Here is a 24095-nt window from a genome sequence, read left to right as displayed (position 1 = left end):
AAATTTGGCACGTTAGTTGTCTATATGTATAATGTATTTTATAATTGACCTAAACCTGTCCTTGTTTTAACAAACATGACAAAATGACAATCACCTAATTAATTAACAAAAAACGAGAGGAACCATTCATATGTATTGCGATAACGAAGAAAATATTACCCCGATTATGCCTATATTTACTGAGGTAACAGGAGACCCTGATACGAGCTGTAAAGGATTGAAAGATAAGGATCTGCCAATTCTCGCCCTTCGTAATATGGTTATGTATCCGGGAGTAGCGCTTCCGGTGTCCGTAGGAAGACATAAGTCTCTGAAGCTCATCAAAGAGGCCCAAACCAAGAAAACTTATATAGGCGTGACCTGTCAAAAATCGGTAGACGTGGACGACCCGGGATATGACGATTTATTTCCTGTTGGTGTAATCGCCGAAATAATAAAAGTACTGGAAATGCCGGATAACAGTACGACTGTGATCCTACAAGGAAAAAAGCGTTTCTTCCTCAACGAAATAACCGGCACCGAACCTTTTTTAAAAGGAAACATATCCTTACTGGAAGAATATATCCCTGAACCGAATGACAAAGAGTTCGAAGCACTCATTGCTTCCATTAAAGATATTACGTTCAATATATTGCAAAATATAGGCGAACCGACCAAAGAGCTTACTTTCGCTATACGCAATATAGAGAACCCGGTATATCTGATCAATTTCCTATGTTCGCACATACCCATTTCGGCCGCACAAAAACAAGAATTATTAAGTATCGACAGCCTCAAGAAAAGAGCGTTCAGTTTATATAGCATGCTGACCCGGGAAGCTCAGCTTATCGAGCTAAAAGCCGATATCCAGTCCAAGACGAGAGAAGACCTGAACCAGCAGCAAAGAGAGCATTTCCTGCAACAGCAGATACGTACTATTCAGGATGAGCTGGGCGGCAGCGTACAGGAACAGGACATACAGGAACTCAGGAACAAGGCTTCCCGGAAAAAATGGGATGAAAAAGTAGCGGCAGTCTTTGAAAAAGAGATCAAAAAGCTAGAACGGCTGCATCCTCAATCTCCCGATTTTTCGGTACAGTACAATTACCTGGAAACTATGATAGAGTTGCCCTGGAACGAATATACCAAAGATAATTTCAATTTGCCTCATGTACAAAAGCAATTGGATAAAGACCATTACGGACTGGAAAATGTAAAAGAACGCATACTGGAACATCTTGCGGTATTAAAATTAAGAGGAGATCTTAAATCTCCTATCATTTGCCTGTACGGTCCTCCGGGAGTCGGAAAAACTTCTTTGGGAAAATCTATTGCCGAAGCTCTGAAACGAAAATATATACGGGTATCTTTAGGAGGCCTGCATGACGAAGCGGAAATCCGCGGTCACCGCCGTACCTATATAGGAGCAATGCCCGGCCGTATTATACAGGGGCTCATAAAAGCCGGAAGCTCTAATCCTGTTTTCGTACTGGATGAAATAGACAAGATAGGAAATGATTTTAAGGGTGATCCTGCTTCTGCCTTATTGGAGGTACTGGATCCGGAGCAAAACAATGCATTCCACGATAATTTCCTGGATATTGATTATGACTTATCTAAAATTCTGTTCATTGCAACAGCCAATAACCTGAATACCATATCGCAACCGTTACTGGACCGTATGGAGCTAATCGATGTCAACGGATATATCCTGGAGGAGAAGGTTGAAATAGGCCGGCGGCATTTGGTTCCAAAACAATTGGAAAACCATGGTTTGGATAAAAAAGATCTGGATATTCCCAAAAAGACCATGATGACTATCATAGATTCTTATACCCGTGAATCGGGTGTTCGGGAACTGGATAAAAAAATAGCCAAAATCATGCGTAAGATAGCCAGAAAGAAAGCATCTAACCAGGAATACCCTCATACCCTTTCGGTGAACGACTTGCATGAATATCTGGGAGCAGTTCAATTCAACCGTGATAAATATGAAGGTAACGAATACGCCGGCGTAGTTACAGGACTGGCTTGGACGGCTGTAGGCGGAGAAATACTTTTTGTCGAATCAAGTCTCAATAAAGGAAAGGGTGAAAAACTGACCTTGACCGGAAATTTAGGAGATGTCATGAAAGAATCGGCTATCATCGCCCTGCAATATATTAAAGCTCATGCTGAAATGCTGAATATAGATGAAGATATATTTGACAAATGGAGCGTACATATTCATGTCCCGGAAGGAGCTATTCCCAAAGACGGTCCATCTGCCGGCATCACGATGGTAACTTCTCTCGCCTCCTCGTTTACTCAACGAAAGGTAAAAGCGAATCTGGCTATGACGGGTGAGATAACACTGCGGGGAAAAGTACTTCCCGTAGGAGGTATTAAAGAAAAAATACTGGCCGCCAAACGGGCCAATATCAAAGAAATTATCTTATGTGAAGAGAATCGTAAAGATATTGAAGAGATCAAAGAAGATTACCTGAAAGGACTCACATTTCATTACGTTCGCAATATCAAGGAGGTTCTGGATATAGCCTTGCTAAAAGAACAGGTTACACACCCGATAAAATTATCTTAAAATTATCACATAAAAACAGGATGGATCAAAATACATCCTGTTTTTATTTTGTTCCTTATTGTACTAAAGTTTCCAGTTTATCTTTCAATGTCTTTTCCGTTAATCCGCGGGCGGCTATGGTTCCATCAGGATTAATCAATATAAATTGGGGAATAGCATCTATTCCGTATGTTCTTACGGCTTTTGAATTCCAACTTTTCAATTCGGCAAACTGCGGCCAGGATTCGTTCAATTCCCGAACAGCCTCCAACCACTCTTTTTCATTATTATCCAGCGAGATACCTACCACATACAATTTACCGGCATGGCTCCTGTATATATCTTTCATATCCGGCATAAATATTTTACAGGGAGAACACCAGGAAGCCCAGAACGACAGCAGGACGTATTTACCTTTCCCTACATAATCGGAAAGACGGCTGTCTTTTCCCCCGGGTACGTTTAATATAATATCGGCGAACTGTTTGCCTTCCGAAACCTTCTCGACAGCTTTTAGCCGATCTATGACTTTCCGTACTCCTGCATCAGTTTTAAATACCGATTCGGACTTAGCCACAATCTGCTCCTGTTCCCTATCTGAAAAATCAGAACGGTTACGGGCAAAAATAAAAGCTCCGGCCACATTATCCAGATTTCTTTCTACAAAGGATTTCGACAGCTTATTGCTTAGTCTTTTTATAGAATCGGCCTGTACGGAGAATTTAAATTCCAGTTGTTCTGTTAATGTACTGTCGCCTGCCATTTTTACATATTTTTCATGCAGCTGTCCGTAAGCGAAGTTCAAAGACCGGTATCTTTCCTGATAATTTTTTAATTCATTATTCAACTCAGTGCCTTCTGCCCAAGAAAATTCCTTTCCCAACCGGACAGAAATACTACCATTCTGCAAGACAAAAGTCAAAGGGGAATATAGATCCATATTATCCCGGCCAAAACGAATATAACCCATCACAGGTTCATCCTGTACTCCTTTAAAACGGAATACGCCTTTTTCGACTATAGTACTATCTATATTGACTAACTCATCGCCATTACTGCGTGATAAATATATCATTTTACCGTTAAAAGCAGCCTCAACTACCGTACCGGCAATTTCATAAGATTTTGGAACCTGATCGCAAGCTGTCAATATAACAACAGCTATTATCATAAAAAATAATCTATTCATATACTTTATGATTTTACTTGATTACAAATATAGCAACTCTTATTTAACCTCACAAAGCACAGGCAAAAAGTCAATTACTTCATCTCAATAAATAAATCAAATACAGAATAATAAGCAAACAGAGCATCATCTTTTTTTTAAATTTCGGCTATAACAGAAACGATACATCTTAAAATAAAAAGCACGATAAATCGTGCTTTTTATTTTAAGACCCGCTATGTAATTCTGTCTCTGCTTTTAATCCAAACAGCGTTCAATAAACTCTTTCATTTCCTTGTGACGAGATTCCACACTTTGCCAAAGTTTAAATTGCGCCTTCGTACGTACCAGGTTATGATCGGGGTATTTAATTTTATAATAAATATCTCCATTTATATAATCTGTCAGAAAACGTACACATTGCATGTAAGGAAACAAGGCAGCGGCATAAGGCAGATTTTCTGTTTCTACAGGAGTGAGGAACACTTTCGCAGCTTGCAGATATCCCCGTGTAAAGGCTTTGAATATTTCCATATTAAAAGCTACTTTATCCAAATCTTTATCGTCTTCTTCCCCCATATTGGCTCCGGTACGAAGAAAATCACCGTAATCTGAAAAAATATAGCTGGGCATTACCGTATCCAGATCAATAACACATAATACTTTTCCATCTGCATCGAACATCATATTATTTACCTTCGTATCACAATGACAAACTCTTTTAGGTAATTTACCTTCCCTGTGCAATTGCTCGGCCAAGCACATGTCTTGTGCCCGTTTTTCAATTTCATCCACATAATAAAGCACTCCTTTCAAACGACCGGCAAGGTCTTTTTTTACCGCTTCACGTAATTGGAACAAACGAAACTCCATATTATGAAAATCGGGTATTGTCTCGCCTAATTTCACCGGAATATCTGAAAGCATAGATTGAAAATCACCAAAAGCTAATCCGGCAAAATACGAAAATTCAGGTGTTACAGCTTCATAAGTTTTCGCTCCAGGAATAAATATCATCATACGCCAGTAATTATTACCGTCAAAATAATAATACCTGCCGTCCAAAGAAGGAATATAAGTCAGAACTTTCCGTCCGATATCACTTTCTTTCTTTTCTTCCAGTTTCTTCCGGATATGAGAGGTTACTGCTATTATGTTATTCTGCAACATATCCACATCGGTAAATATGTCATGGTTGATCCGTTGCAATACATAATCGGGAGTATGTACTTCCTGCGTATTCACACGATATGAATCATTAATAAGACCAGTACCTAAAGGAGCTATATTTTGAACAGATCCTTCCAATTTAAAATGTGACGTAATTTCTTTTAGGTTTTCCATGCTTTCCTATATTAGTGTTTTGCAAAGAAAAAGAAATAAAAAGAAACACACAAAAGAAAATTTGCTTTTTAATACTATTTCATAAATAACCGCAGGCCCTGGTATAAAACATAACCAGAGCCTGCAGATATTGCTTTATCACAAAATTTTTATTCCGAAAATAAACCTTCTACGATTTGCCTATCCATATTTATACGAAGATTTATCTCTATTTCCGGTTGACCTACATCATAAACAACTACCGGGGTTTACCCATTCATAACTGAATAACCGGCCATTACCTGAAACAGACACTCACATTCCAAAGCCCCAGTAACACAAACCACAACGGTTTATCTCTTTTACCAGAGAAGTTTCGGTTATTGAAGTAAAAACTCCGTCAATCCCTTGTTTTAACTCCGACGAAAACCAGTAAAAGGGTAACCGGAAAATTATACTTTTATAGTTTGAAAATCTCCGTCAATCCATAATGTTGCATTATCGGCCTTGAATTTCAAAAGACAAAAATCGGGATCGTCCACTCCCTGTGGAAAATATTTTATCAGTTCATTATCCCACATATGCCTCTTATGTTCCATCTCACTTATAGCTTCGATATGTCCTGTAAGAACCACACTATTATTCCCCTCATAACAACAAACACCGGCTTTGGGATTTACATGAAATTGTTTCGTTTTTTCAGCATTGGCTCCCGTTGCGAACCATATGACTGAAAGATTTTCCGATTTTAATTTATCCATTGGCACAGGTCTGGGAAAACCTTTTTCATCTATTGAAGCTAATACTACTGTCTTACAATTCTTTAATAACGCAGAGGCTTTTTGTTTAATTTCTTCCATAATCGTTCTTGTTTAATTTTCAGATATAACAAGTCAGTGCACATTCTTGTTTTCCGAAGACAAACGTCCTTTCCTGCGATATACAGGAATTGTAAATTCTTTATCAGCAAATAATTCAGCTAAGCCCGATATTTGTTTCAAACGTAAAAGTTCATCGGCATCCATGCCTATATTCTTCATTATCCATTCATCAGAAATACCCGATTTAGTAAGTTCCGAAACGATTTCGCTCATCAGTTCGATATTATGTGATCCCCGCGCCCGGTTATGACGAATAGTAGAAGCCATCCTGTTTGAGAGGTCTTTGTCAATCACGACTACCGGCAATAATCCTTGTTCCCGTTCATAAATACGTTTGGATTTTTTCATTACCGTATAACGATGGAAGCCATCCACCAATTCATACATATCCTCTTCGGGAACATAATAACATACACAAGGCATTGTATAACCGTCTTCCCAGATCGAAAGTTCCAATAATTTCATTTCAGGAGGAGCCACGACATTAGGGTTGTAACTATTGGCCCTAACTTTCTCTACCGGTACTGCCTGAACCTGATAAACAGGACTTTTATAATTTATCAATTCACTCATCTATTACTTTATATTTTTCAAGAACAGCCTTAATACTCTCTTTTTCTTTTTTCGTCAAAGCGAATCCCATATATTTACAAGCATGGTCATTCTTCATAATACAGATACATAGCCTCTTATAGGTAGGAATTTCACGAAATTCCGGAATGTCTATATCATCCAGATAATTCATCCTTACCGGAGTCTTTGTCGTCTTATAATTAGTAAATTCTCCTAATTCAAAAGGAACATCTGCTTTTCGTAATTTCGCAATAACTTCTTCGGAAAGACAGCCTCCTTTTTTTGTCCAGAAATCAATGCTTACCGCCAGTTTTGTCAAATAATTGTTTCGCGTATCTTCCGGCAGGGTACCTAATAGAAAATACATATAACTTTCCCATGTATGACCTTTCGGCAAACGGATAGATTGCCATCCCATCGCTCGGGTAGAACCATATAATCCAGTACAATTTACTCCATTCACCCGGCCTATCATACGCGCCCAGGTATTCGGATCGATAACTTTGTATAACCGCAAGCTTTCTTGAGCGGCGGATATAAAAGGACTGGCAACACGCTGCCTTTCTATGCTCACTCCGGCTTTGTAATATAAGTCATACAAACGATTATAATCCCAGTGGAATTTGCCATTTGCTATCCATATATCGGTCGTACGCCAGTCATAAATAGGATAGGCATTAAAAACATCATTGTACATTTTACGGGTCCATCCCCACCGGTGATAACGCCGAAATTTTTTTTCGTCGTGTACGCTTCTCCATCTATTAAAACTTTCCTGCGTACGTATTCCGACCAAGCAACAGGTACGCACGGCATTCTTTTTTTCATGAAGCCATAAAGAAAACCGCATCTGAAATTCATAATCCCACATATCTGTCCTATAAAAAGGAAAATCCTGCCATGTATAACATTCTGCCGGTCTTTCCCTGACCCATATATCTTTCATAGATTCATCCCAGGGACGCCAATAGTTCTGATACATCGATGCACATGTTACAACTTTAAAAGGTACACATACCCGGTATACCTCTAATATATCGCGGTTTTGAGCCAAAACTCTGTCTACATATTCGGTAGTCATGGAATACTGGGCTTCATAATCCATATGGAAAACACCTAATTTACGATCAAGATTATTCTGCCGAATATAATCTATACACATATTTAACAGAACTCCACTGTCTTTTCCTCCTGAAAAGGAAACATAGACATTATCGAATTCCATGAATATTCTCTTTATCCGCTCTTGTGTTAATTCATAAACATTTTTATTATTCATCTTGCTTTCGGGACATTTTCACATAATGTTTCCACTCAAGCCTCACACCAAATCCGTTTTCTTTAAAGGCATCGATATGCTCATTGAGTGTAACCGATACTAAATTATAATTATCATCGTACTCCCGTACTGCCTGTGCAATAAGTTCAGACAGTACTCCCGGCTTGTCTCCCGATACATAATAATTATTGATGATAGCCTGATTATCTCTGAATTCAACAGGCAAAAAGCTAACTACCGCATCATCCTCAACCGCTACGTACCATATATATTTACGAGTAGTCTTAAACGGATAATTACGATTTTTTCTCAAAACGACCGGATTCATTATAAGCGGAGCAACCAACTCATATAACCTTTTGTCCAGACCATTTAGTTTTTCAATGTGTATCATTCCGCACCTATTAAAAGTAAAGTGATTTAACGCAAACAACTTATTTATTAGCAATAGTAAACTATTCGATTCAAAATAAATAAAAAAAATCTTTACATTAATATTAAAAATCACTAATATGTCATATTTTTTTTATTATTAAATTTAATGAAGACTTATTAATTACTTATTTTAATATAAATATCCTTATTTATTCATTTATTATATCATTTTAAACCTTCATTCCATAGTTCAAATGCTTTTATTATCTTTGTGACAATCTCCAATATCCACAATATGAATACAAGAGTTAGATTATCTTTTATTGCTTTAATAAGCGTCATGTCTTTAAATGCACAAAAAATATTATGGGAAGATAATTTCACCGACAATTCTCACGCATGGGAAATACACAATGAAGAGCTCCGACATTCCGAAATCGCAGATAACAAACTCATTGACTGGAACGGAGAACGTAATAAAACGGCAATTAACGTAACAGAAATATCATCGGCAGGAATGAACGATTATATTATAACAGCAAAACTCTCCAATCTTCATTGTGAAAAAGGTAAAAAATACCCTCAATATTCCAAAGGGAAAAACGGAAATATAAAGAAGTATCCCCTAAAGATTTCCCATCCGGAATGGGGATTTACCTGGGATTTTAAAAACGATAGTAATTATCATGCTATATTATTCAAATACGATACAAAAAAAAGAAATAACTTTGAAGATAAAAAGTTTATATTCTGTAAAATATTTTCGGTTACGAATGGAAATACGACTGTTCTAAAAGATTGGAATTGCAACAATTGTTATAGTTATGATTACAAATCGGACGATAATACCGTAAATATAGTCAAAGAAGAAAACCTCTGTAAAATTTTCGTAGGTAAAGACGGACAAAGTTTCGCAGGCTCCTTCAAGTTAACAGAGACAGGGGGTAAAAAAGCCGGAATAATAATTGGTACGGGAGCGAAGGTAATATTGAAACAGCTCACTACAAAACAAACTATTAAGCAAAGAATAAGAGAAAGTGGCTGGAATGAAGAAAGTATACGGGAAAAAGTAAAAAACAGGCCGGATAATCCCATTGAAGGGATATGGAAAGCGGTTTCTTTTCGGGGAGACACGACGAAATTTGTTCCCGGAGGAAAATATATTGTAGGAATAGTAAAAGATAAACAAACATATAAAATAGTATATCTTTCAGGATTACCGGTTAAGGCTTTCGTTTCATGGAAATCCGGAATGCTTAAAGGTATATGCAAACAATCGGAAGGTAATATAAACTTATTCTCCGGAGAATGGATAGGCCCCGAAACCGAGGTGTTCGGCCCCGTTTATATGGGGATAGACAACAAAAATGACGAGCTCATCATAGCTTTCGACAAAGAAACATATCTGAGACTGGAACGAATTTCTGAAATTTCCGGTCAACATATATAAACATCAGAAATTTATTTATGAATATCATACATACGGCCGACTGGCATTTAGGACAAACTTTTTTCGGGTACGAAAGAATAAAAGAACATAAAAAATTCCTGGCTTGGTTGAAACAGACTTTAAGCAGAAAAAGCGCCGACCTGTTACTCATCAGCGGAGATGTATTCGACAACCCTAATCCATCGGCCGAAGCCCAAAAGATGTTTTATCGTTTTTTAAAGGAAGTCACGGATACAAGTCCCGAAATTCAGATCATTATCATTTCGGGCAATCACGATTCTGCCGCCCGGTTAGAAGCTCCGAATCCTTTACTGGAAGAAATGAATATAACCGTACGCGGAATCATAAAATACAGCAACAAAGAGATAGACTATGAGCATTTTATTATCCCCGTCAAGAACAAAAAAGACAAAACAACTGTCTGGTGCATGGCGATCCCTTACCTGAGACAAGGTGATTATCCCGTTTTAAAAACCGATGAGGAGTGTACTTACGCCACCGGAGTCAAAAATATGTACAAAAATATATTCGACAAGATCAACGCCAGAAAAGAAAAAAAAGATACCATTATTGCGATGGGACATCTGCAGGCGACCGGCTCGGAAATTTCGGATAACGACCGGAGTGAACGTGCTGTCATCGGTGGATTAGAATGTATTTCTCCTGATACATTCGATACGGGAATCGCCTATACGGCACTGGGGCATTTACATAAAGCCCAACGCGTTTCAAAAAGAGAGAATGTACGCTACTCGGGAAGTCCCCTTCCTATGTCCTTCGCGGAAAAAAACTACAAACACGGGGTTACTTATATAGAAATAGATAACGGGACAGCAGCCCGTATAGAACATATAGAATTCGATGCTCCTGCCAAGTTCATAAGTATTCCTCAAAAACCCAAAAGACTACCGGAGGTATTAAAAGAATTGAAACAATTACCGGAAGGTGAGATTACAGAATATTCTCCTTACCTGGAAGTCAATGTCCTCATTACCGACCCCGAACCGTCCATGAAGTTTCAAATAGAAGAAATATTACGGAATAAATCGGTAAGATTAGCCCGGATAGGAAGTAATACAGTATCATCACAAAGCAAAGATACTGTATTTTATCGGGACCTGCATTCACTCAATCCCATAACTTTAGCCCAAGAAGTTTATAAAAAACAATATAATACGGAAATGACAGACGAACTGACTGCCTTATTATCACAAATCATAGAGGAGGTACAGGAATGAAGATACTAGCTATAAGAGGAAAAAATCTGGCATCTTTACAGGGAAAATTTGAAATCGATTTTACACAAGAACCTTTATCTCATGCAGGAATATTTGCCATTACCGGAAGTACGGGAGCCGGGAAATCAACCATTCTGGATGCATTGTGTGTAGCATTATTCGATGCGACCCCACGTACATCCAAAGGCATTGAAAATCTCCAGATAACCGAAACACAAGACAGAACCATAAACATTCGCGACAGCCGTAATATTTTACGCCGGGGAACGGCCGAAGGATATGCTGAGGTTGATTTCGTTGCACTGGATGGAGAACACTACCGTTCTAACTGGTATGTAAACCGGGCAAATAATAAAATCAACGGGAAACTTCAAAGTACCCGTATACGGTTAATTAACCTTACTTCTGGTACCGAAATATATGGAGGAAAAACCGAATTGCTCTCCCGTATCACCGAACTTCTGGGATTAAATTTCAATCAGTTTACCCGCGCGGTATTATTAGCCCAAGGGGATTTCGCTACATTTATGAAAGCCAGTCAGGGAGAAAAAGCCGAATTATTGGAAAAACTTACCGGTACCGATATTTATTCTAAAATATCTTCATCCATCTTTGAAAAAAGAAAATCGGCAGAACAAGAACTGAATCTGGTCAATGAAAAAATCAAAGGAATAGAAATACTTTCTCCGGACGAAATAAAGGAACTGAAACAGGAAAAAAAGAGACTATCAGTACAGATTGAACGTCTCAATAAAGACTGGGAAACCATGCAGGAACAATATTCCTGGTCGATCAAAGATGCGCAACTGGAGAAATCGGTGGCCGAATCGGAAAATATCTCTAAGGGAATATACCAGTCTATAGAAAAAGCAAAGCCCCGTTTCCATTATATAGAATTAATTAATTTGGTCCAGGAAATACGGGATAATCATATCAGCCTACAATCATATAAAAAGGAACTCACCAAGAACACATCGCTATCCGAACGCTATTTACGGGAGATAAAAGAATTAAAAGATAAATCGGAACAAATCAAACTAACCGGTAATAAAGAAAACGAGACCCTGAAAACCCTGCAATCAGAGTATGAAAAGACAGAACCTCTTATTAAACAGGCAAGAGATATAGACGTAAGGATAACAGAAACAAAAAAAAATCTGGACGAAACCGATGCAGAGCTTATACGCATCAGGCAATCTTATGATAAGAAGAAAGAGAATGCACATATTATAAAAGATACCATCGATAAAAACACGAGAAAAGAAAAAGCTCTGGAAGAATGGTTCGAGCAGAGAGGAGCATATATCGGTCTGGTTACGAAAAATGAACATATATGCAGATTATTACAGGAAATCGACAAAAATGAAAAGTCGAAAATTTTGTTGGAAAAAGATATAAAATTATATTCGGAACACATTGAGACCGGTAATAAAACATTACAAAACTTACAGGAAAAAATAGAAAACCTAAATAAGAAATTGCCTGTCGAGATCGCCATATTACGGGCAAAATTAACCGACGGCAAACCTTGTCCCGTGTGCGGCAGCGTCCACCACCCTATACAAATGTCTCCCGATCCTGAACATATTTTAGAAGAATCGGCTATAGAAAAAGAAAAGCAGGAAACCACCGAAGCAATAGAGCAACTGAAACACAGAATAGAGCTGTGGCAGAACGAGTTTATCGAAACCAGTACTTTATTAAAAAACTGCATCGGCAATATCAACGAAAAAGAACAAGAAGCCGGACACTTTCTGTCAATATTACCGAACTGGGAAAAAATAGATAAAACCCGTTTACAGGAAAAAATCAAAACGTTATCTCTGGAATGGGAGAAATACGGAAATTTACAAAACGAACTGAAAGAAAAAACTGCTAAATTATCATCGTCTCTTGACAATGAACAAGAAAATTTAAAAACATTGTCGGAAGATATAAAACTGAAAGAGAATAAAAAAGCAGAAATCGATACACACCTATCTTTATTATTTCAAGAACAGAAGAGCATTCTGAACGGAAAATCGGCAGAAGAAACCGAAATTTTTTTCAAAAAGAGAATATCGGATAGTTTTTCAAAAAAGGAAGAATTATCCCGCACGTTAAATGAAATCACAGCTACACTCAAAAATTCGGAAGGTGCATATAAACAACTTATGACAGAAAATAAACGGCTGACAAAATTACACGACAGCGCCAAGACTACCGTTGATAATTGGCTCGAAAATAAAAAAGGAATTATCTCGGGCGATCTTTTAGAAGAACTTCTGTCTTTAGACCCTGAATGGATATCCAAAGAGAAAAAAGAACTGGAAAATTTAGTTATATCTCAAAATTTCACATCTTAATATCTTATAAATTAACAATTTATATTGTGATGTGTTTTTATCAAGGAACAAATTAGGAACAGAAACACGAATTATCATATTTTCTTGTTTTTTTATTTGCACTACCTTTCTTTCTCTTCACTTGTTCGTACTTTGAGTATTTTTCCAAGTCATTTCACACGATTTTCATCCTCTCGCCAAGAGTGATTGTTGCAGTCATCTATGGATGAATAACCACAGCCAAAAGAAAAAAGGACAAATCTCTGTTTCTTTCAAGGAACATTGTTTTTTGCAAAGGTAACCATTTCCCTCAAAACACCTATACAGGCAGTCCAATATATCTGCCTATATTTAGTTTACTTTAGTTTAGCATATATATAAGCTAATAGACTAAACTAAACCTTTACCGAAGTTCTCCCCCTTACTTTTATATTCACAGTCAAAAGAGAAGATAATCGCACCGATATTTTCTTTTTTCGCTGCATCCCAATTTTACGGAAGTTCCTTTTATCGTAACTTCTGCCATAGGCATTTTATCCTCGCATCCCAACTTTCGGTCTGCCTGATGAGAATTGTGTCGCAAAGGTACTTGTCATGTCTTTCTTGTATTCAAGGTCACAGCCTGACGGTTCCCGACAAAATCTCCACGCTCCGCTTTGCAGAGGTCGTATTTGGTCGTGAAACCCTGCATAAAGAGCCATAACACCTTTTGAGGCGACATAATTTTCAATCAAGCCCGAAAGTAGCTGAAATGCTAAAAGAGGGAAAATAAAAAACTTAAAACTTAGGATTATGGCAAACTATGCAACAAACATTTTCTACGCAAGGACGGAAAACAAAGCAGACCTCGACAAGATAGAGGCATTCTTGGATGACACTTTTGACGGCTTTGTCAATAGACACAGCGATAGCGTGGATGCGGAGTTTACCTCTCGTTGGGTTTATCCGGAAGAAGAAATCGACAGGCTGATAGCTTCGTTGGAAGCCAAAGACAAAACTTATATCAAAATTCTGTCCTACGAATTTGCAGACGAATACGTGAGCTTCAGAATCTTCTCACAGGGTAAATGGGATATCAAGTTGTAACCCTAAAATGACAAGACTATGTACGAATACGAAAAAGATAGCGAAATTATAGGTGCGCACTGCACCCTGCTTACCCCCTATAAAGGCTACTCCGAGGGAACAGTTGTCGGCGACTTCGGCAATAAAATAGTGGTACGTCTTAGCAGTGGCAAAGAGGTGGTCGAGTACCGTGATGAAGTGATTATTTACGATTAAATCCAAGAGCGATGCAACAGGTAGCAATGAAATTCGTCCAATGGGACGTACCCGAATTAGAAAAGCTGAAAGGCTGCAGGGTTTACCAGTTACGGGAACAACTTGATAACGGAGACAAGTTGAGCCGTGAAGACAAGAACTGGATTACCCGAAACGTGAAAGAGTGCATCCATTTCAAAAGAGGTATCGCATTGATGGGCTACTTCTTTGATTTCTCCGATGTTCTCAAACGATATTTCGTGAAACAGCACGGACATATCACCGAGTATTGCGCCATTGACAAGACTGCGTTGCGCTCTGTCTTGTATGGTCGAATAGAAGACGTAGTAGAAGTATAATTAAAATCAAAGAAACATGAAAGCAACGATTGAGCATAGCTTTTGTCCTTATTGTGACGAGGTAACAGAACTCTACTTCCGTATCATCAACACGATTCTTTTCTCAACCGATGAAACGGAACTGCGTACCGGCATGGAACGCCTACAAGAAAAAACACGTCTTGATGATTATTTCGTCTTCGGCTATGGCAAGCATCACCTATGGGTCTGCCAAAGACGTCCCAGTAATCAAAAAAAGATTTTCGAGCATCGGGTAATCATGGCAGAATTTTGATGATACAGGCAGGAACGGGATAATCTTCCATTCCTGCCACGCCGCATTCCCTTTTTTACATCTATCTCTCTCTTTTGGCTGCGCCATATCCTTTTGTAAAAACCAGCCATTCGTGAAAAGCTGCCGTCCGCTTTTCCGAAAAGCAGGGTTCTTTCCTTTTTCCCTTTTGTCCCCTATTCTTTCTGCCGGACGGGAACATGGCAGCACCCCGATACCCCGTTCCGCCTTTTGTCGCCACTTCGTTGATATTCCCTTCTGCGGTATCGCCACCTGTTGTCAGTTCAGTGTTCTGTTTGTAGCCACCTCTATTCAGTCCGACCGAATTACACGAAAATCCCTGCCGATTCTGCGGACTTACAGCCGAAACGCGCACCATTGTGCCGGTGGACGGATTGCTCTTTCACTTCCCCTGCAACTACGGCTTTCCGCTCATTTTCAGAATAGTTTTCCGCCGAAGTCATCATCATTTTCCGATGCAAAGATAGTATGCAGACGGGAACGACTTTGGAAGTCTTGACCAATGGCACAGCCGTACAATCTTCCTTTATCGAGCCTTCTGGTTTTGCCTACGGACAAAAATAAAGAGTATTGATGCGTCCGGCCTTGGTGCATTCCCTTAACTGCACCTACTTTTTGAGGCAGCGTAAAATTGATTTAATAACTTCTAAAAACAATTCATTATGAAAAAGATTGAAAACAATTTCGTAGTAACCGGTTTCGTAGGAAAGGATGCAGAAATCCGTCAGTTCACCAACGCAAGTGTAGCACGTTTCCCTCTGGCAGTAAGCCGACTGGAGAATAATGGCGAGGAATCCAAACGCGTTTCCGCCTTTATGAATTTTGAGGCGTGGCGTAAAAACGAGAACACCGGGTCGTTCGACCAACTGACCAAGGGTACGATGCTGACCGTCGAGGGGTATTTCAAGCCCGAAGAATGGAGCGACCAAAGCGGTGTGAAACACAACCGTATCGTGATAGTCGCCGTCAAGTTCTATCCGCCCGTCGAGAAGGAGGAGACTCCTGAAAAGCCGGCCAAACCAGCGAAAAAAGGCAAGAAATAATCCTTGCCTTATCACGACAAAAGCGGCCTTTGGGTCGCTTTTGTTTTACTCATTACGGTGTTGTTGCACCATCTGTACTTTTATACTCTACTTGTTCTCTTTTACCGCATTCAGAAATGCTTTGGCAGGTTTGAATGCAGGGATGTTGTGAGCGGGAATTTTAATTGTCGTATTCTTCGAAATGTTCCGGGCCGTCTTTTCAGCTCTCCGTTTTATAACAAAGCTGCCGAAGCCGCGCAAGAACACCTCGTTTCCCGCAACCATCGACTCTTTTACATTTTCCATGAATGATTCCACCACAGTCATCACAACCGTTTTCTCAATTCCGCTCTGCCGTGAGATCTGAGCGACAATTTCCGCTTTTGTCATATTGTTCTTGATTTTAATGAATACGGTGCAAAATTAACAAATATCCGCCTGTTATAACAATCCAAACTTATTTGTCATCCCGAAAACTGCTTTTACTGAATCCGCCGAAGACGCCCCTCAAGAGCCTGCCCACTACCAAAAATACCAACAATAAAATTATAATATCTCCCATAGGTCTTATTTTTTATAGTTATATCCAACTTAAAGATACGAAAAAATAATGAATTACGCAAGTAATCTACTGATTTTCAATATCCATATTTGATTTATAAGTTCTATTTCCGGATGCCCGGCACGCGTCCCGGTGTTCGGTTAAGCTGAACCTTGTATTTATTGAGAATGCTGTACACGGTGCTTTTACTCCGGACACCGCTCTCTTTCCAAATATCACGGATTGAATACCCATTGTTATACATATCCACGATTTTTTTGTCCCGTTCAGTTTTACTCATACTTTTTTTGGTAATCGGAATACTGATACTCTGCTGCAGGCGTATAATCTTATCTGACGACTTCCGCAAAACAGCCACTTCCTCCGGTAATGCCCCGAACATGGCCAATACTTCCGCCGGTGTCGTGTCCGGAAACAATTTGTTGTCGGTGTCAATTTTATCGTGAATGGAGATAATACGCACGACCTTGATGCGGCATAGCTCGATCAATGCCGATAGTTCCCGTAAACCACGCACGGCATTGCTGAATTTTGACACCACCAATTCGTCGCCTCTTTCAAGATTCGACATCAGTTGTTTCCATCTCGGTCTGAGCGTCTCGTGTCCGACCGATTCTTCAACCACTTGTACACACCCGTACTGGCGCATCCATTCCTTATCCGCATCAAACGCATCGTAGGAATTCGCCTCGAATATATAACCGACTTTTGCCATATCAATATACAATATTCATGATAACAAGTGCAAATATACAAGTTTTATTCGAGTATCTGAATCATACTATATTAAAAAACGAAAATCGTACATTTTTCATGTTTTTATCTTCACTTGTTTTCATTGGTAATCATACTATTAAGTACGATATTAAAAAATGCGCAAAATACGGTTTTTCGGATGCGAAGTATCAAAAATAATATATAGTTTTGCACTAAATAGTACGAAATAATATAGTATGAAAACATCAAAATCGAACTTAAAACAGCCGATAATCTTTGCCAAAATAATTGCCGTTTCGATTGCCGTATTCCTATGCGCGTCATGCGACAACGGCAATGGCAAACGATTGGCGAAAGCCAAGAATGACCCTGCCGGAACATACAGGGAATACCTGTCTGACATACGCAGGCAGAAAAGACTCTCCATTAAAGAATTGACCGGACACCTCAAGCAATGGCAAACATTGAGGGATTCCGTATTCCTGTATCTCGAATGTGATACGCTTGGCCGGCTTCATTCCACTGTAAGAGAAGAGTGTGAACAGATACATGATTCCATCCGCATGGAATTTTCACGGATGGTGCTGTCTCAAACACGCACTTATAAGGATATACTGTGGGTAAAAGAACAAATCTCGCCGCATCTTGAAGACAAAGAGTTGCATCGTGTGGCTGAAACAATCCGGCCGTTCTTTGCCTCATTGGATAACCAGCCCGTCAGTCAGAGAAACCGACAACATATTCTTGCCACTTATCGAGCTACCCTTGCTGAAACGATTGATTACGGTATTCATTGTATGGCAGACCTGACGACCTTTATCGAAAAGGAGGATGCTGTGTACCGGGCATTCCTTTCACGTCTGCCTGATTTCGACGGCGAGAATCTTTCCGACATCACGCATGACACGGAACGATGCTGCGCACAGGTATTTCTTGCCGCCGAACGGAACGACATCACCTATCGCAATGCCATGATTTATTTGGCCATGCGCACCAACCGCAGGCTGATTCAGAATGTCCGAACCTGTATCGACGACATCTGCAATCAAAAAGTCAAGACACCGGCACAGGCACAAGCCTACATCTGGATGCTTCTCCAGCCTTATTCGTCGTTGGACGGTTTCTGCTTGGCGTTGCTTTCAGCCGAAGAAAGAGAGCAACTCGATATGCTTGCCTCGCAGACACCCGACGCTTTCAGAGAGTTGGGCAGGATGCTGCACCCAGGAGACAACCGCTTGGACGAGCTGCCCGGAATGCTGATGGAAGCATTCATACACACGCTGTAAAATATGACAACAGAAAAATATATGAATATGTTACGACATTTTTATAATGACTTCATGGCATTCGTCCCCCTGCAACTTCCGCAGTTGCTCGATGTGACGACGATGGAAGAACCGCAGTTCTACGGCGACTATGTGCTGCTTACGTTTCCGTTGCGCACCCCTTACGAACTGGACGAAGTAATGGATATGTTCGAGGACGACATGGAGTTGATCACGCTTTACCACCATATCCCGATGCGGACGGAAAAATTCGGTCATAGCACTTGTGCATACTCGAATCCCGCTTTCGGACAGATGTTCAAGATGAACGCCAAGACTGATACGGAGGGTAATGTAAACAGCATCCTTGTTACCATCTATGATTCTTTGGAGCAGATGTACGGGGACCTATGCCTCGATTTGGAACTTCACTCCAAAAGCGGGTTCCTGAAATACAAGAAAGACAAGTCCGACGTGCTGATGAATTTCATATGAGAGAAAGTTTATACCGACAGATGGTCTATTGCATCAACACCTACCGGACGTGGATAGAGGTTGCCGATGACAATCTCTACAAGGAGCATATCATCTCAAGAACCGACCGCACCGATTACCTCGTTTCCCGTACATTGGTGCTGCGTGCCTTCAAGACGAACGGCATACACGCCGAGGGTACGACATGGACTATTCCCGAACACGAACTGGACAAGGCTTTGGCCATCTACCGAAAGCAAGACAGTACATTCAAGCAGCGCATCAAGAAAGCGGCCATGTACTTTTCGCCCAAGGATGCCGAAACCCTTATCCGACTGGCGACATACGGTATTGTCCAGTTGGAACTCATTGTGCGCCCCACTCCCATACCCGAAAAGCCCTATTACTTATGTTACTGAATATCCTGCTACTCATTTTCTGCGCGATACCTTTCGGGGTATCAATGTCATTGTACAAGAACAACAAGCGGTTCATGACACCCTTTTACATGGCAATGGCACGAAGCGGCAACGCCCGTAAACTGTATGTGCAAGTATGGCTGATATGCCTGCTTCTTTTCCATTATGTATATGCCTGTGGACATATGGGTGAGTTTGGAATCCTACTCTCTACCGGTGTCTGTGCCGCAATGTTCTCGTTCCGATGGACGGACAACTGGTTACGCAGGTTGCTTGACCGCCCCGGTGCATTTGTCACACTCGCATCGGTCGCACTGGTCATCGGCTTTGTGCCGCATCTGTACACCTTGGCGATAACCATTACCTATCTTCTTCTGGCAGCCCTGTTCTATCCCTCCGTTCGGGTCATGTCCGAATGCAAGGACACGGGGACACTTTCCGGATGGGCAAAGCATCCCGGAATGCTGTCAGAATCCTATCACGACAATCATCACGCAAATCTGCCGCATGAAGCGGACAGCGGCAACACTGACATATCCGCACAATATGAATCATTAAAACCGAATGAAAATGAAAAATAACCAAAAGATACCTGTTTCCATATTGGCAGACAGGGAGGTATTCGAATATCTCAAGGAGAAAGGGGATGAACGCAAGACACGCACCGAAGCGTACTGTGACCTGTTGGACAAATCACTGGCAGGTTTCGTTTCCCCGTTTTTAAGAAAGAAGGACTACGTGCTGCAACCCAACCAGTGCTACCTGACCGTTTCCGACCTCGCATCGGAGTGGCATTGGCACAGGGCTACCGTCCGTTCTTTTTTGAGTGCAATGGAGGCATTCGGCTTGCTGACCCGCATCCAGCTTCCCAAAAGCGTGGTCATTACCATGACCGTACAATCCGGTCAGGCAGCACAGCCCCGCGATGCACAGGAGCAGCCGGACTTTGCCGGACAGCTCCGTGAGGTATTGTCCGATTGGGTAATCGGCAAAACGACCGCTGCCGAAACTGGCGTAATGTGTGGACAACTCGTAAGTCTGGCAAAGGCTGAAATTGCCGACCGTGACGCCGGACACTGTTCGGACACCCATTCCATCACGACCTCCGCACATTCCGGCACTTTGGTCACGGAACATCGTGAAACAGCCCTGTGCTGCATCGCCCACGCCGCCCTGCAAAAAATCCTGCACAAGTCGAGATTCGATGACAGTTCGCCGCTTGTGGATTTCTTCCGGCTTGACCTCGGCGAAGAATGGGCAGCTTTCATCGAGTCCGCCAAAGACCTCGCCGGGCTGATTCTCGACACCGAGGCATCAGTGACGGACTTCGACATGGACGAAGACCAAGAACGCCTCAAATCGCTTCGCAAACCCTTTTTATCGCTTCTGGCGAAGGCACAGGCGATGGTGGATTGAACCGGGAGTCGAAAACAGATTGTATAACGCGAACAATCCGCCTCCATCCCTTAACGGTCATCCTGCCGGTTATAGGAGGCACACGGGCTTGCCCGTCTGCCACGAAACAAAGGGAAGGGGGAGCCTAATACCCCGATAGGTCTCCGACCGTCGGTAGGCTGTCCGGGCAAGCAGCAAGCTGGGACAGGACGGATTGTCCAAACAACACGAAAAGAGTATGGCAGATCAAAAACAGGTACTTGATATGCAGGTGTCGAAAGGCATCACCGCAGCCCAAAGCAACGAACATTTGCGTGACCGCAGTGAAAGGGCGGAAAAGTACGCTATGAATAAGGGGAATTACGACCCCACACGCAAACACCTGAACTTCGAGATTGCGCCCGGAGGCAAGGTACGTCCCATTGACACGAGCCGCAACATTCCCGAACGGATGGCGGACATATTGGAGAGGCGTGGAATCAAAGACCCCAACGAAGGACTGGCAGAACCGAAGTACCGCACGGTGGTGAACTTCATTTTCGGCGGTTCCCGTAAGCGGATGCACGAACTCGCGTTCGGCACGCAGAACGTGGATTTTGATGAAGGTGCGAACAATACCCGTATCAAAAGAATGAGCGATATTGAACGCTGGGCGAAAGACGTCTATTCATTCGTGAGTGGCAAATATGGCGAGCAGAACATCGCCGCATTCATCGTACACCTTGACGAATTGAACCCTCATGTGCATTGTACTTTGTTGCCAATCAAAGACGGCCGCTTTGCGTACAAGGAAATATTCGCCGGAAAGGACAAGTTTGAATACAGCGCAAGGATGAAACAGCTTCATACCGACTTTTTCGCCGAAGTCAATACAAGGTGGGGAATGTCGAGAGGAACAAGCATATCCGAAACAGGCGCACGGCACAGGACTACCGAAGAATACCGCCGTATGCTATCGGAAGAATGTACGACCATCGAGGAAAATATAGACCGCCACCAAAAGGTGCTGGCAACCCTTCAATCGGACATCCGTCTGGCAGAGCGCAGGGTCAAGGGGCTTACGACAATGGTCGATAACCTTGAGAAGTCGAAAGCCGAAAAAGAGGCTCTGCTATCGGCAGCCGAACAGGATTTGAAAGCGAACAAGGGCGATGCGGAACAATTAGCCGCACAAGTTAAAAGTCTGGAGAAAGAGCTGGCAGGCATCAACAGGCAACTGGCAGACAAGCAGGAGAAGTTACAGACGGCTGACCGGCAGCTTGCCGAGCTGAAAGAGAACATGGATGCCATTGAGGAACGTACCGGGGAACTCAAGGAGGAAGCCTACAAATACTCCCATGATATACATTCCAAAGTGGACACGTTGCTCAAGGATGTCCTGCTGGAAAATGTGGTCGGCGAGTATAGGAACGTATCGGCACAGATGGACGTGGCGGAACGGCAACTGTTCGACGGCTCGCTCGTCCAGTCCATAGCGGAACAAGGTACAGACGTGATGCACTGCGCGACGATGCTGTTTCTCGGTATGGTCGATGATGCCACCACTTTTGCCGAAACTCGTGGCGGCGGAGGTGGCGGCAGCGACCTGAAATGGGGGCGCGATGAGGACGAGGACAACCGTGCATGGGCACTCCGCAGCATGAGGATGGCGAGCCGCATGATGCGTCCGGCCATTGGCAAGAAACCCAAACGGTAAGTGGCATACGTCTCATGACAAATCAAAAAGTATAACGAATAATATCATTGGAATATGACGAAACAAATCTTTTTTATATTGGCCGTGCTTTGCACGTTGCAGGCACAGGCAAGTATACAACCCGTACAGGTGGATACTGTACAACATACACCGTACTATAATGTCTCGGAGGAACTGCAACCGATACAGCCCGTCTATCTTGACGGAGTGGTACTTCCGGCATCCCTGACTGGCAACTGGTTTGTCAGTATTGCCGGGGGTACGTCCGCCTTTCTCGGCACACCTCTCGGCTGCGAAGACCTCTTCGGACGCTTGAAACCCTCGTACAGTTTCGCAGTCGGAAAATGGTTCACTCCGTCCGTCGGCGCACGTATCAATTACAGCGGTGTGCAGTTCAAAGATGGAACATTGTCCAATCAGGACTACCACCATATCCATGCGGATCTGCTGTGGAATGTCCTTGGCTGCAGATATGCCCGGCAAGAACAGGTACGCTGGAATCTTGCTCCCTTTGCCGGTGTCGGCCTGTTGCACAATGCCTCTAACGGGAATAATCCCTTTACTGTTTCGTATGGCGTACAGGGAGAATATCGGATTTCCAAACGAGTAAGTGCCATGTTGGAACTCTCCGGCACGACCACCTTTCAGGACTTCGATGGTTACGGACGCCCGAACCGCCTCGGCGACCACATGGTATCGCTGACCGCCGGTTTCACGTTTCATCTCGGAAAGGTCGGTTGGAAACGCGCGGTTGATGCGACATCTTACATTCGTCAGAATGAGTGGCTCGTGGATCATGCCAATATCTTATCCGGAGAAAACAAGCGTTATAAAGACTGGTACGACCGCAACCGACGGACGGTCGCAGAATTGAAGAAAATTCTGGAAATAGAAGGATTGCTTGACAAGTACGGTCATCTGGTTAATGACGATGAGACCGACCGCCGTCAAGGTTATCCCAGAAATAATTACAGCGGATTGAACTCACTACGGGCAAGATTGAAAAACCGGCATTGGGATGGAATCTCGCTGCTTGATTCTGCAAGTATTGGATATGGCAACAACGGAGATGATGCCGAGAAACCGGGCATAATCGTCTCTGAAAGGACGGAACTCATACAAGCCGGGAATTGCATCGGGTCGCCTGTCTATTTCTTTTTTAACCTCAATACGGCGCACCTGACGGATGCTTCCCAAATGCTTAACCTTGATGAACTGGCTCGCGTGGCCAAGAAATACGGATTATCCTTGAGAGTAACCGGTGCGGCCGACAGTTCGACTGGAACTCCTGTGCTTAATGGTTCATTAAGTACATCGAGAGCGGATTATATCGTTGCAGAATTGAAAAAGCGTGGCATACCGATCGAACGCATCGTCAAGGTAAGCAGAGGCGGCATAGCCGACCATGTACCGGTCGAAGTCAACAGGCATACGAAAGTAGAGTTGTTCTTTTAGTTTTTACATTCACTTTCATCGAGTCCCTC

At 42.0% G+C, this 24095-nt stretch carries 27 protein-coding genes; 16 read left to right on the top strand and 11 right to left on the bottom strand.

Going from position 1 to position 24095, the window contains the following annotated elements; translation table 11 throughout:
• Positions 1 to 166: 166 nt before the first annotated feature.
• The gene (gene lon / locus OCV73_RS02055; protein WP_262512842.1) at positions 167 to 2560 is read left to right on the top strand and encodes an endopeptidase La; all 2394 of its coding nucleotides are present in this window, start codon (positions 167 to 169) and stop codon (positions 2558 to 2560) included.
• A 55-nt stretch (positions 2561 to 2615) separates the two neighbouring features.
• On the opposite strand, the gene OCV73_RS02050 is transcribed toward lon, so the two are convergent.
• The 6 genes from OCV73_RS02050 to OCV73_RS02025 all read right to left on the bottom strand — a co-directional run bounded on the left by OCV73_RS02050 (position 2616) and on the right by OCV73_RS02025 (position 8157).
• Positions 2616 to 3728: a TlpA disulfide reductase family protein gene (locus OCV73_RS02050; protein ID WP_147548565.1), complete on the bottom strand. Its 1113-nt coding sequence runs from the start codon at positions 3726 to 3728 to the stop codon at positions 2616 to 2618.
• A 237-nt stretch (positions 3729 to 3965) separates the two neighbouring features.
• Positions 3966 to 5051, bottom strand: a complete 1086-nt coding sequence (locus tag OCV73_RS02045; protein WP_147548563.1) for a phosphotransferase enzyme family protein — start codon at positions 5049 to 5051, stop codon at positions 3966 to 3968.
• Between the two features lie 431 nt (positions 5052 to 5482).
• The gene (locus OCV73_RS02040) at positions 5483 to 5890 is read right to left on the bottom strand and encodes a pyridoxamine 5'-phosphate oxidase family protein (protein ID WP_147548561.1); all 408 of its coding nucleotides are present in this window, start codon (positions 5888 to 5890) and stop codon (positions 5483 to 5485) included.
• 33 nt (positions 5891 to 5923) lie between these two features.
• Positions 5924 to 6484, bottom strand: coding sequence for an IbrB-like domain-containing protein (locus tag OCV73_RS02035; RefSeq protein ID WP_147548559.1), 561 nt, complete (start codon positions 6482 to 6484; stop codon positions 5924 to 5926).
• Positions 6477 to 7763 carry a DUF3440 domain-containing protein gene (locus tag OCV73_RS02030; RefSeq protein WP_147548557.1) on the bottom strand — a complete coding sequence of 429 codons (1287 nt, stop codon included), beginning with the start codon at positions 7761 to 7763 and terminating at the stop codon, positions 6477 to 6479. Before OCV73_RS02030 ends, OCV73_RS02035 begins: the two co-directional genes overlap by 8 nt.
• Positions 7756 to 8157: a hypothetical protein gene (locus OCV73_RS02025; RefSeq protein ID WP_147548555.1), complete on the bottom strand. Its 402-nt coding sequence runs from the start codon at positions 8155 to 8157 to the stop codon at positions 7756 to 7758. The genes OCV73_RS02030 and OCV73_RS02025 overlap by 8 nt, the downstream gene beginning before the upstream one ends.
• 276 nt (positions 8158 to 8433) lie before the next feature.
• On the opposite strand from OCV73_RS02025, the gene OCV73_RS02020 reads away from it, so the two are divergent.
• Genes OCV73_RS02020 through OCV73_RS02010 form a run of 3 tightly spaced genes read left to right on the top strand, consistent with a single transcriptional unit; the run spans position 8434 to position 13171 of the window.
• A complete protein-coding gene (locus tag OCV73_RS02020; RefSeq protein ID WP_147548553.1) occupies positions 8434 to 9588 on the top strand; it encodes a hypothetical protein in 1155 nt (384 codons plus the stop codon).
• A gap of 17 nt (positions 9589 to 9605) precedes the next feature.
• Positions 9606 to 10826 carry an exonuclease SbcCD subunit D gene (locus OCV73_RS02015; protein WP_147548551.1) on the top strand — a complete coding sequence of 407 codons (1221 nt, stop codon included), beginning with the start codon at positions 9606 to 9608 and terminating at the stop codon, positions 10824 to 10826.
• The gene (locus tag OCV73_RS02010) at positions 10823 to 13171 is read left to right on the top strand and encodes an AAA family ATPase (protein WP_147548549.1); all 2349 of its coding nucleotides are present in this window, start codon (positions 10823 to 10825) and stop codon (positions 13169 to 13171) included. Before OCV73_RS02015 ends, OCV73_RS02010 begins: the two co-directional genes overlap by 4 nt.
• Before the next feature lie 571 nt (positions 13172 to 13742).
• Here the strand turns inward: OCV73_RS02010 and OCV73_RS02005 are convergent.
• Entirely contained in the window at positions 13743 to 13871 is a 129-nt protein-coding gene (locus OCV73_RS02005) for a hypothetical protein (protein ID WP_004301204.1), read from the bottom strand.
• 71 nt (positions 13872 to 13942) lie between these two features.
• Between OCV73_RS02005 and OCV73_RS02000 the strand changes: the two genes are divergently transcribed.
• The 4 genes from OCV73_RS02000 to OCV73_RS01985 are packed head-to-tail and all read left to right on the top strand — an operon-like array spanning position 13943 to position 15043.
• Entirely contained in the window at positions 13943 to 14236 is a 294-nt protein-coding gene (locus tag OCV73_RS02000) for a hypothetical protein (RefSeq protein WP_004301205.1), read from the top strand.
• An 18-nt stretch (positions 14237 to 14254) separates the two neighbouring features.
• A complete protein-coding gene (locus OCV73_RS01995) occupies positions 14255 to 14431 on the top strand; it encodes a hypothetical protein (RefSeq protein ID WP_004301206.1) in 177 nt (58 codons plus the stop codon).
• 11 nt (positions 14432 to 14442) lie between these two features.
• Positions 14443 to 14769, top strand: a complete 327-nt coding sequence (locus OCV73_RS01990) for a hypothetical protein (protein WP_004301207.1) — start codon at positions 14443 to 14445, stop codon at positions 14767 to 14769.
• Between the two features lie 16 nt (positions 14770 to 14785).
• Positions 14786 to 15043, top strand: coding sequence for a hypothetical protein (locus OCV73_RS01985; protein ID WP_004301208.1), 258 nt, complete (start codon positions 14786 to 14788; stop codon positions 15041 to 15043).
• Between the two features lie 61 nt (positions 15044 to 15104).
• On the opposite strand, the gene OCV73_RS01980 is transcribed toward OCV73_RS01985, so the two are convergent.
• Both OCV73_RS01980 and OCV73_RS01975 read right to left on the bottom strand, forming a co-directional pair.
• A complete protein-coding gene (locus tag OCV73_RS01980; protein WP_004301209.1) occupies positions 15105 to 15419 on the bottom strand; it encodes a hypothetical protein in 315 nt (104 codons plus the stop codon).
• The gene (locus OCV73_RS01975; protein ID WP_004301210.1) at positions 15367 to 15570 is read right to left on the bottom strand and encodes a hypothetical protein; all 204 of its coding nucleotides are present in this window, start codon (positions 15568 to 15570) and stop codon (positions 15367 to 15369) included. The genes OCV73_RS01980 and OCV73_RS01975 overlap by 53 nt, the downstream gene beginning before the upstream one ends.
• 153 nt (positions 15571 to 15723) lie before the next feature.
• Here OCV73_RS01975 and OCV73_RS01970 point away from each other — a divergent pair, with 153 nt between their 5' ends.
• A complete protein-coding gene (locus OCV73_RS01970; RefSeq protein ID WP_004301211.1) occupies positions 15724 to 16104 on the top strand; it encodes a single-stranded DNA-binding protein in 381 nt (126 codons plus the stop codon).
• 87 nt (positions 16105 to 16191) lie between these two features.
• Here the strand turns inward: OCV73_RS01970 and OCV73_RS01965 are convergent, their stop codons facing one another.
• Complete coding sequence (locus tag OCV73_RS01965; RefSeq protein WP_256596129.1) at positions 16192 to 16485, bottom strand: HU family DNA-binding protein; 294 nt, start codon at positions 16483 to 16485, stop codon at positions 16192 to 16194.
• 263 nt (positions 16486 to 16748) lie between these two features.
• The gene (locus OCV73_RS01960) at positions 16749 to 17360 is read right to left on the bottom strand and encodes a recombinase family protein (RefSeq protein ID WP_004301218.1); all 612 of its coding nucleotides are present in this window, start codon (positions 17358 to 17360) and stop codon (positions 16749 to 16751) included.
• 238 nt (positions 17361 to 17598) lie between these two features.
• Here OCV73_RS01960 and OCV73_RS01955 point away from each other — a divergent pair, with 238 nt between their 5' ends.
• The 7 genes from OCV73_RS01955 to OCV73_RS01925 all read left to right on the top strand — a co-directional run bounded on the left by OCV73_RS01955 (position 17599) and on the right by OCV73_RS01925 (position 24066).
• Positions 17599 to 18648, top strand: a complete 1050-nt coding sequence (locus OCV73_RS01955; protein ID WP_004301222.1) for a hypothetical protein — start codon at positions 17599 to 17601, stop codon at positions 18646 to 18648.
• Between the two features lie 27 nt (positions 18649 to 18675).
• The gene (locus OCV73_RS01950; RefSeq protein WP_005680025.1) at positions 18676 to 19122 is read left to right on the top strand and encodes a hypothetical protein; all 447 of its coding nucleotides are present in this window, start codon (positions 18676 to 18678) and stop codon (positions 19120 to 19122) included.
• The gene (locus OCV73_RS01945) at positions 19119 to 19520 is read left to right on the top strand and encodes a hypothetical protein (RefSeq protein ID WP_004301227.1); all 402 of its coding nucleotides are present in this window, start codon (positions 19119 to 19121) and stop codon (positions 19518 to 19520) included. The genes OCV73_RS01950 and OCV73_RS01945 overlap by 4 nt, the downstream gene beginning before the upstream one ends.
• Positions 19511 to 20101, top strand: coding sequence for a hypothetical protein (locus OCV73_RS01940; RefSeq protein ID WP_004301229.1), 591 nt, complete (start codon positions 19511 to 19513; stop codon positions 20099 to 20101). The genes OCV73_RS01945 and OCV73_RS01940 overlap by 10 nt, the downstream gene beginning before the upstream one ends.
• Positions 20091 to 20936 (top strand): helix-turn-helix domain-containing protein, encoded by an 846-nt coding sequence (locus OCV73_RS01935; RefSeq protein WP_004320581.1) that lies wholly within the window; start codon positions 20091 to 20093, stop codon positions 20934 to 20936. The genes OCV73_RS01940 and OCV73_RS01935 overlap by 11 nt, the downstream gene beginning before the upstream one ends.
• A 217-nt stretch (positions 20937 to 21153) precedes the next feature.
• A complete protein-coding gene (mobV, locus tag OCV73_RS01930; protein WP_007482776.1) occupies positions 21154 to 22611 on the top strand; it encodes a MobV family relaxase in 1458 nt (485 codons plus the stop codon).
• 54 nt (positions 22612 to 22665) lie between these two features.
• Positions 22666 to 24066 carry an OmpA family protein gene (locus tag OCV73_RS01925; protein ID WP_147548547.1) on the top strand — a complete coding sequence of 467 codons (1401 nt, stop codon included), beginning with the start codon at positions 22666 to 22668 and terminating at the stop codon, positions 24064 to 24066.
• Positions 24067 to 24095 lie beyond the last annotated feature (29 nt).

The organism is Barnesiella propionica (genome assembly GCF_025567045.1).
Classification (GTDB): domain Bacteria; phylum Bacteroidota; class Bacteroidia; order Bacteroidales; family Barnesiellaceae; genus Barnesiella_B; species Barnesiella_B propionica.
This window is presented reverse-complemented; position numbering and strand designations above follow the sequence as displayed.

Coding starts and splice junctions, on each gene's coding strand:
- OCV73_RS01980 (WP_004301209.1), bottom strand. CDS start 15,419: ATGGTGCGCGTTTCGGCTGTAAGTCCGCAGAATCGGCAGGGATTTTCG.
- OCV73_RS02045 (WP_147548563.1), bottom strand. CDS start 5,051: ATGGAAAACCTAAAAGAAATTACGTCACATTTTAAATTGGAAGGATCT.
- OCV73_RS02020 (WP_147548553.1), top strand. CDS start 8,434: ATGAATACAAGAGTTAGATTATCTTTTATTGCTTTAATAAGCGTCATG.
- OCV73_RS01940 (WP_004301229.1), top strand. CDS start 19,511: ATGTTACTGAATATCCTGCTACTCATTTTCTGCGCGATACCTTTCGGG.
- OCV73_RS01970 (WP_004301211.1), top strand. CDS start 15,724: ATGAAAAAGATTGAAAACAATTTCGTAGTAACCGGTTTCGTAGGAAAG.
- OCV73_RS02000 (WP_004301205.1), top strand. CDS start 13,943: ATGGCAAACTATGCAACAAACATTTTCTACGCAAGGACGGAAAACAAA.
- OCV73_RS01995 (WP_004301206.1), top strand. CDS start 14,255: ATGTACGAATACGAAAAAGATAGCGAAATTATAGGTGCGCACTGCACC.
- OCV73_RS02035 (WP_147548559.1), bottom strand. CDS start 6,484: ATGAGTGAATTGATAAATTATAAAAGTCCTGTTTATCAGGTTCAGGCA.
- OCV73_RS02015 (WP_147548551.1), top strand. CDS start 9,606: ATGAATATCATACATACGGCCGACTGGCATTTAGGACAAACTTTTTTC.
- mobV (WP_007482776.1), top strand. CDS start 21,154: ATGGCAGATCAAAAACAGGTACTTGATATGCAGGTGTCGAAAGGCATC.
- OCV73_RS01925 (WP_147548547.1), top strand. CDS start 22,666: ATGACGAAACAAATCTTTTTTATATTGGCCGTGCTTTGCACGTTGCAG.
- OCV73_RS01945 (WP_004301227.1), top strand. CDS start 19,119: ATGAGAGAAAGTTTATACCGACAGATGGTCTATTGCATCAACACCTAC.
- OCV73_RS01950 (WP_005680025.1), top strand. CDS start 18,676: ATGTTACGACATTTTTATAATGACTTCATGGCATTCGTCCCCCTGCAA.
- OCV73_RS01960 (WP_004301218.1), bottom strand. CDS start 17,360: ATGGCAAAAGTCGGTTATATATTCGAGGCGAATTCCTACGATGCGTTT.
- OCV73_RS01985 (WP_004301208.1), top strand. CDS start 14,786: ATGAAAGCAACGATTGAGCATAGCTTTTGTCCTTATTGTGACGAGGTA.
- OCV73_RS01990 (WP_004301207.1), top strand. CDS start 14,443: ATGCAACAGGTAGCAATGAAATTCGTCCAATGGGACGTACCCGAATTA.
- OCV73_RS02005 (WP_004301204.1), bottom strand. CDS start 13,871: ATGTCGCCTCAAAAGGTGTTATGGCTCTTTATGCAGGGTTTCACGACC.
- OCV73_RS02040 (WP_147548561.1), bottom strand. CDS start 5,890: ATGGAAGAAATTAAACAAAAAGCCTCTGCGTTATTAAAGAATTGTAAG.
- OCV73_RS02050 (WP_147548565.1), bottom strand. CDS start 3,728: ATGAATAGATTATTTTTTATGATAATAGCTGTTGTTATATTGACAGCT.
- OCV73_RS02010 (WP_147548549.1), top strand. CDS start 10,823: ATGAAGATACTAGCTATAAGAGGAAAAAATCTGGCATCTTTACAGGGA.
- OCV73_RS01955 (WP_004301222.1), top strand. CDS start 17,599: ATGAAAACATCAAAATCGAACTTAAAACAGCCGATAATCTTTGCCAAA.
- OCV73_RS02030 (WP_147548557.1), bottom strand. CDS start 7,763: ATGAATAATAAAAATGTTTATGAATTAACACAAGAGCGGATAAAGAGA.
- OCV73_RS01935 (WP_004320581.1), top strand. CDS start 20,091: ATGAAAAATAACCAAAAGATACCTGTTTCCATATTGGCAGACAGGGAG.
- lon (WP_262512842.1), top strand. CDS start 167: ATGCCTATATTTACTGAGGTAACAGGAGACCCTGATACGAGCTGTAAA.
- OCV73_RS02025 (WP_147548555.1), bottom strand. CDS start 8,157: ATGATACACATTGAAAAACTAAATGGTCTGGACAAAAGGTTATATGAG.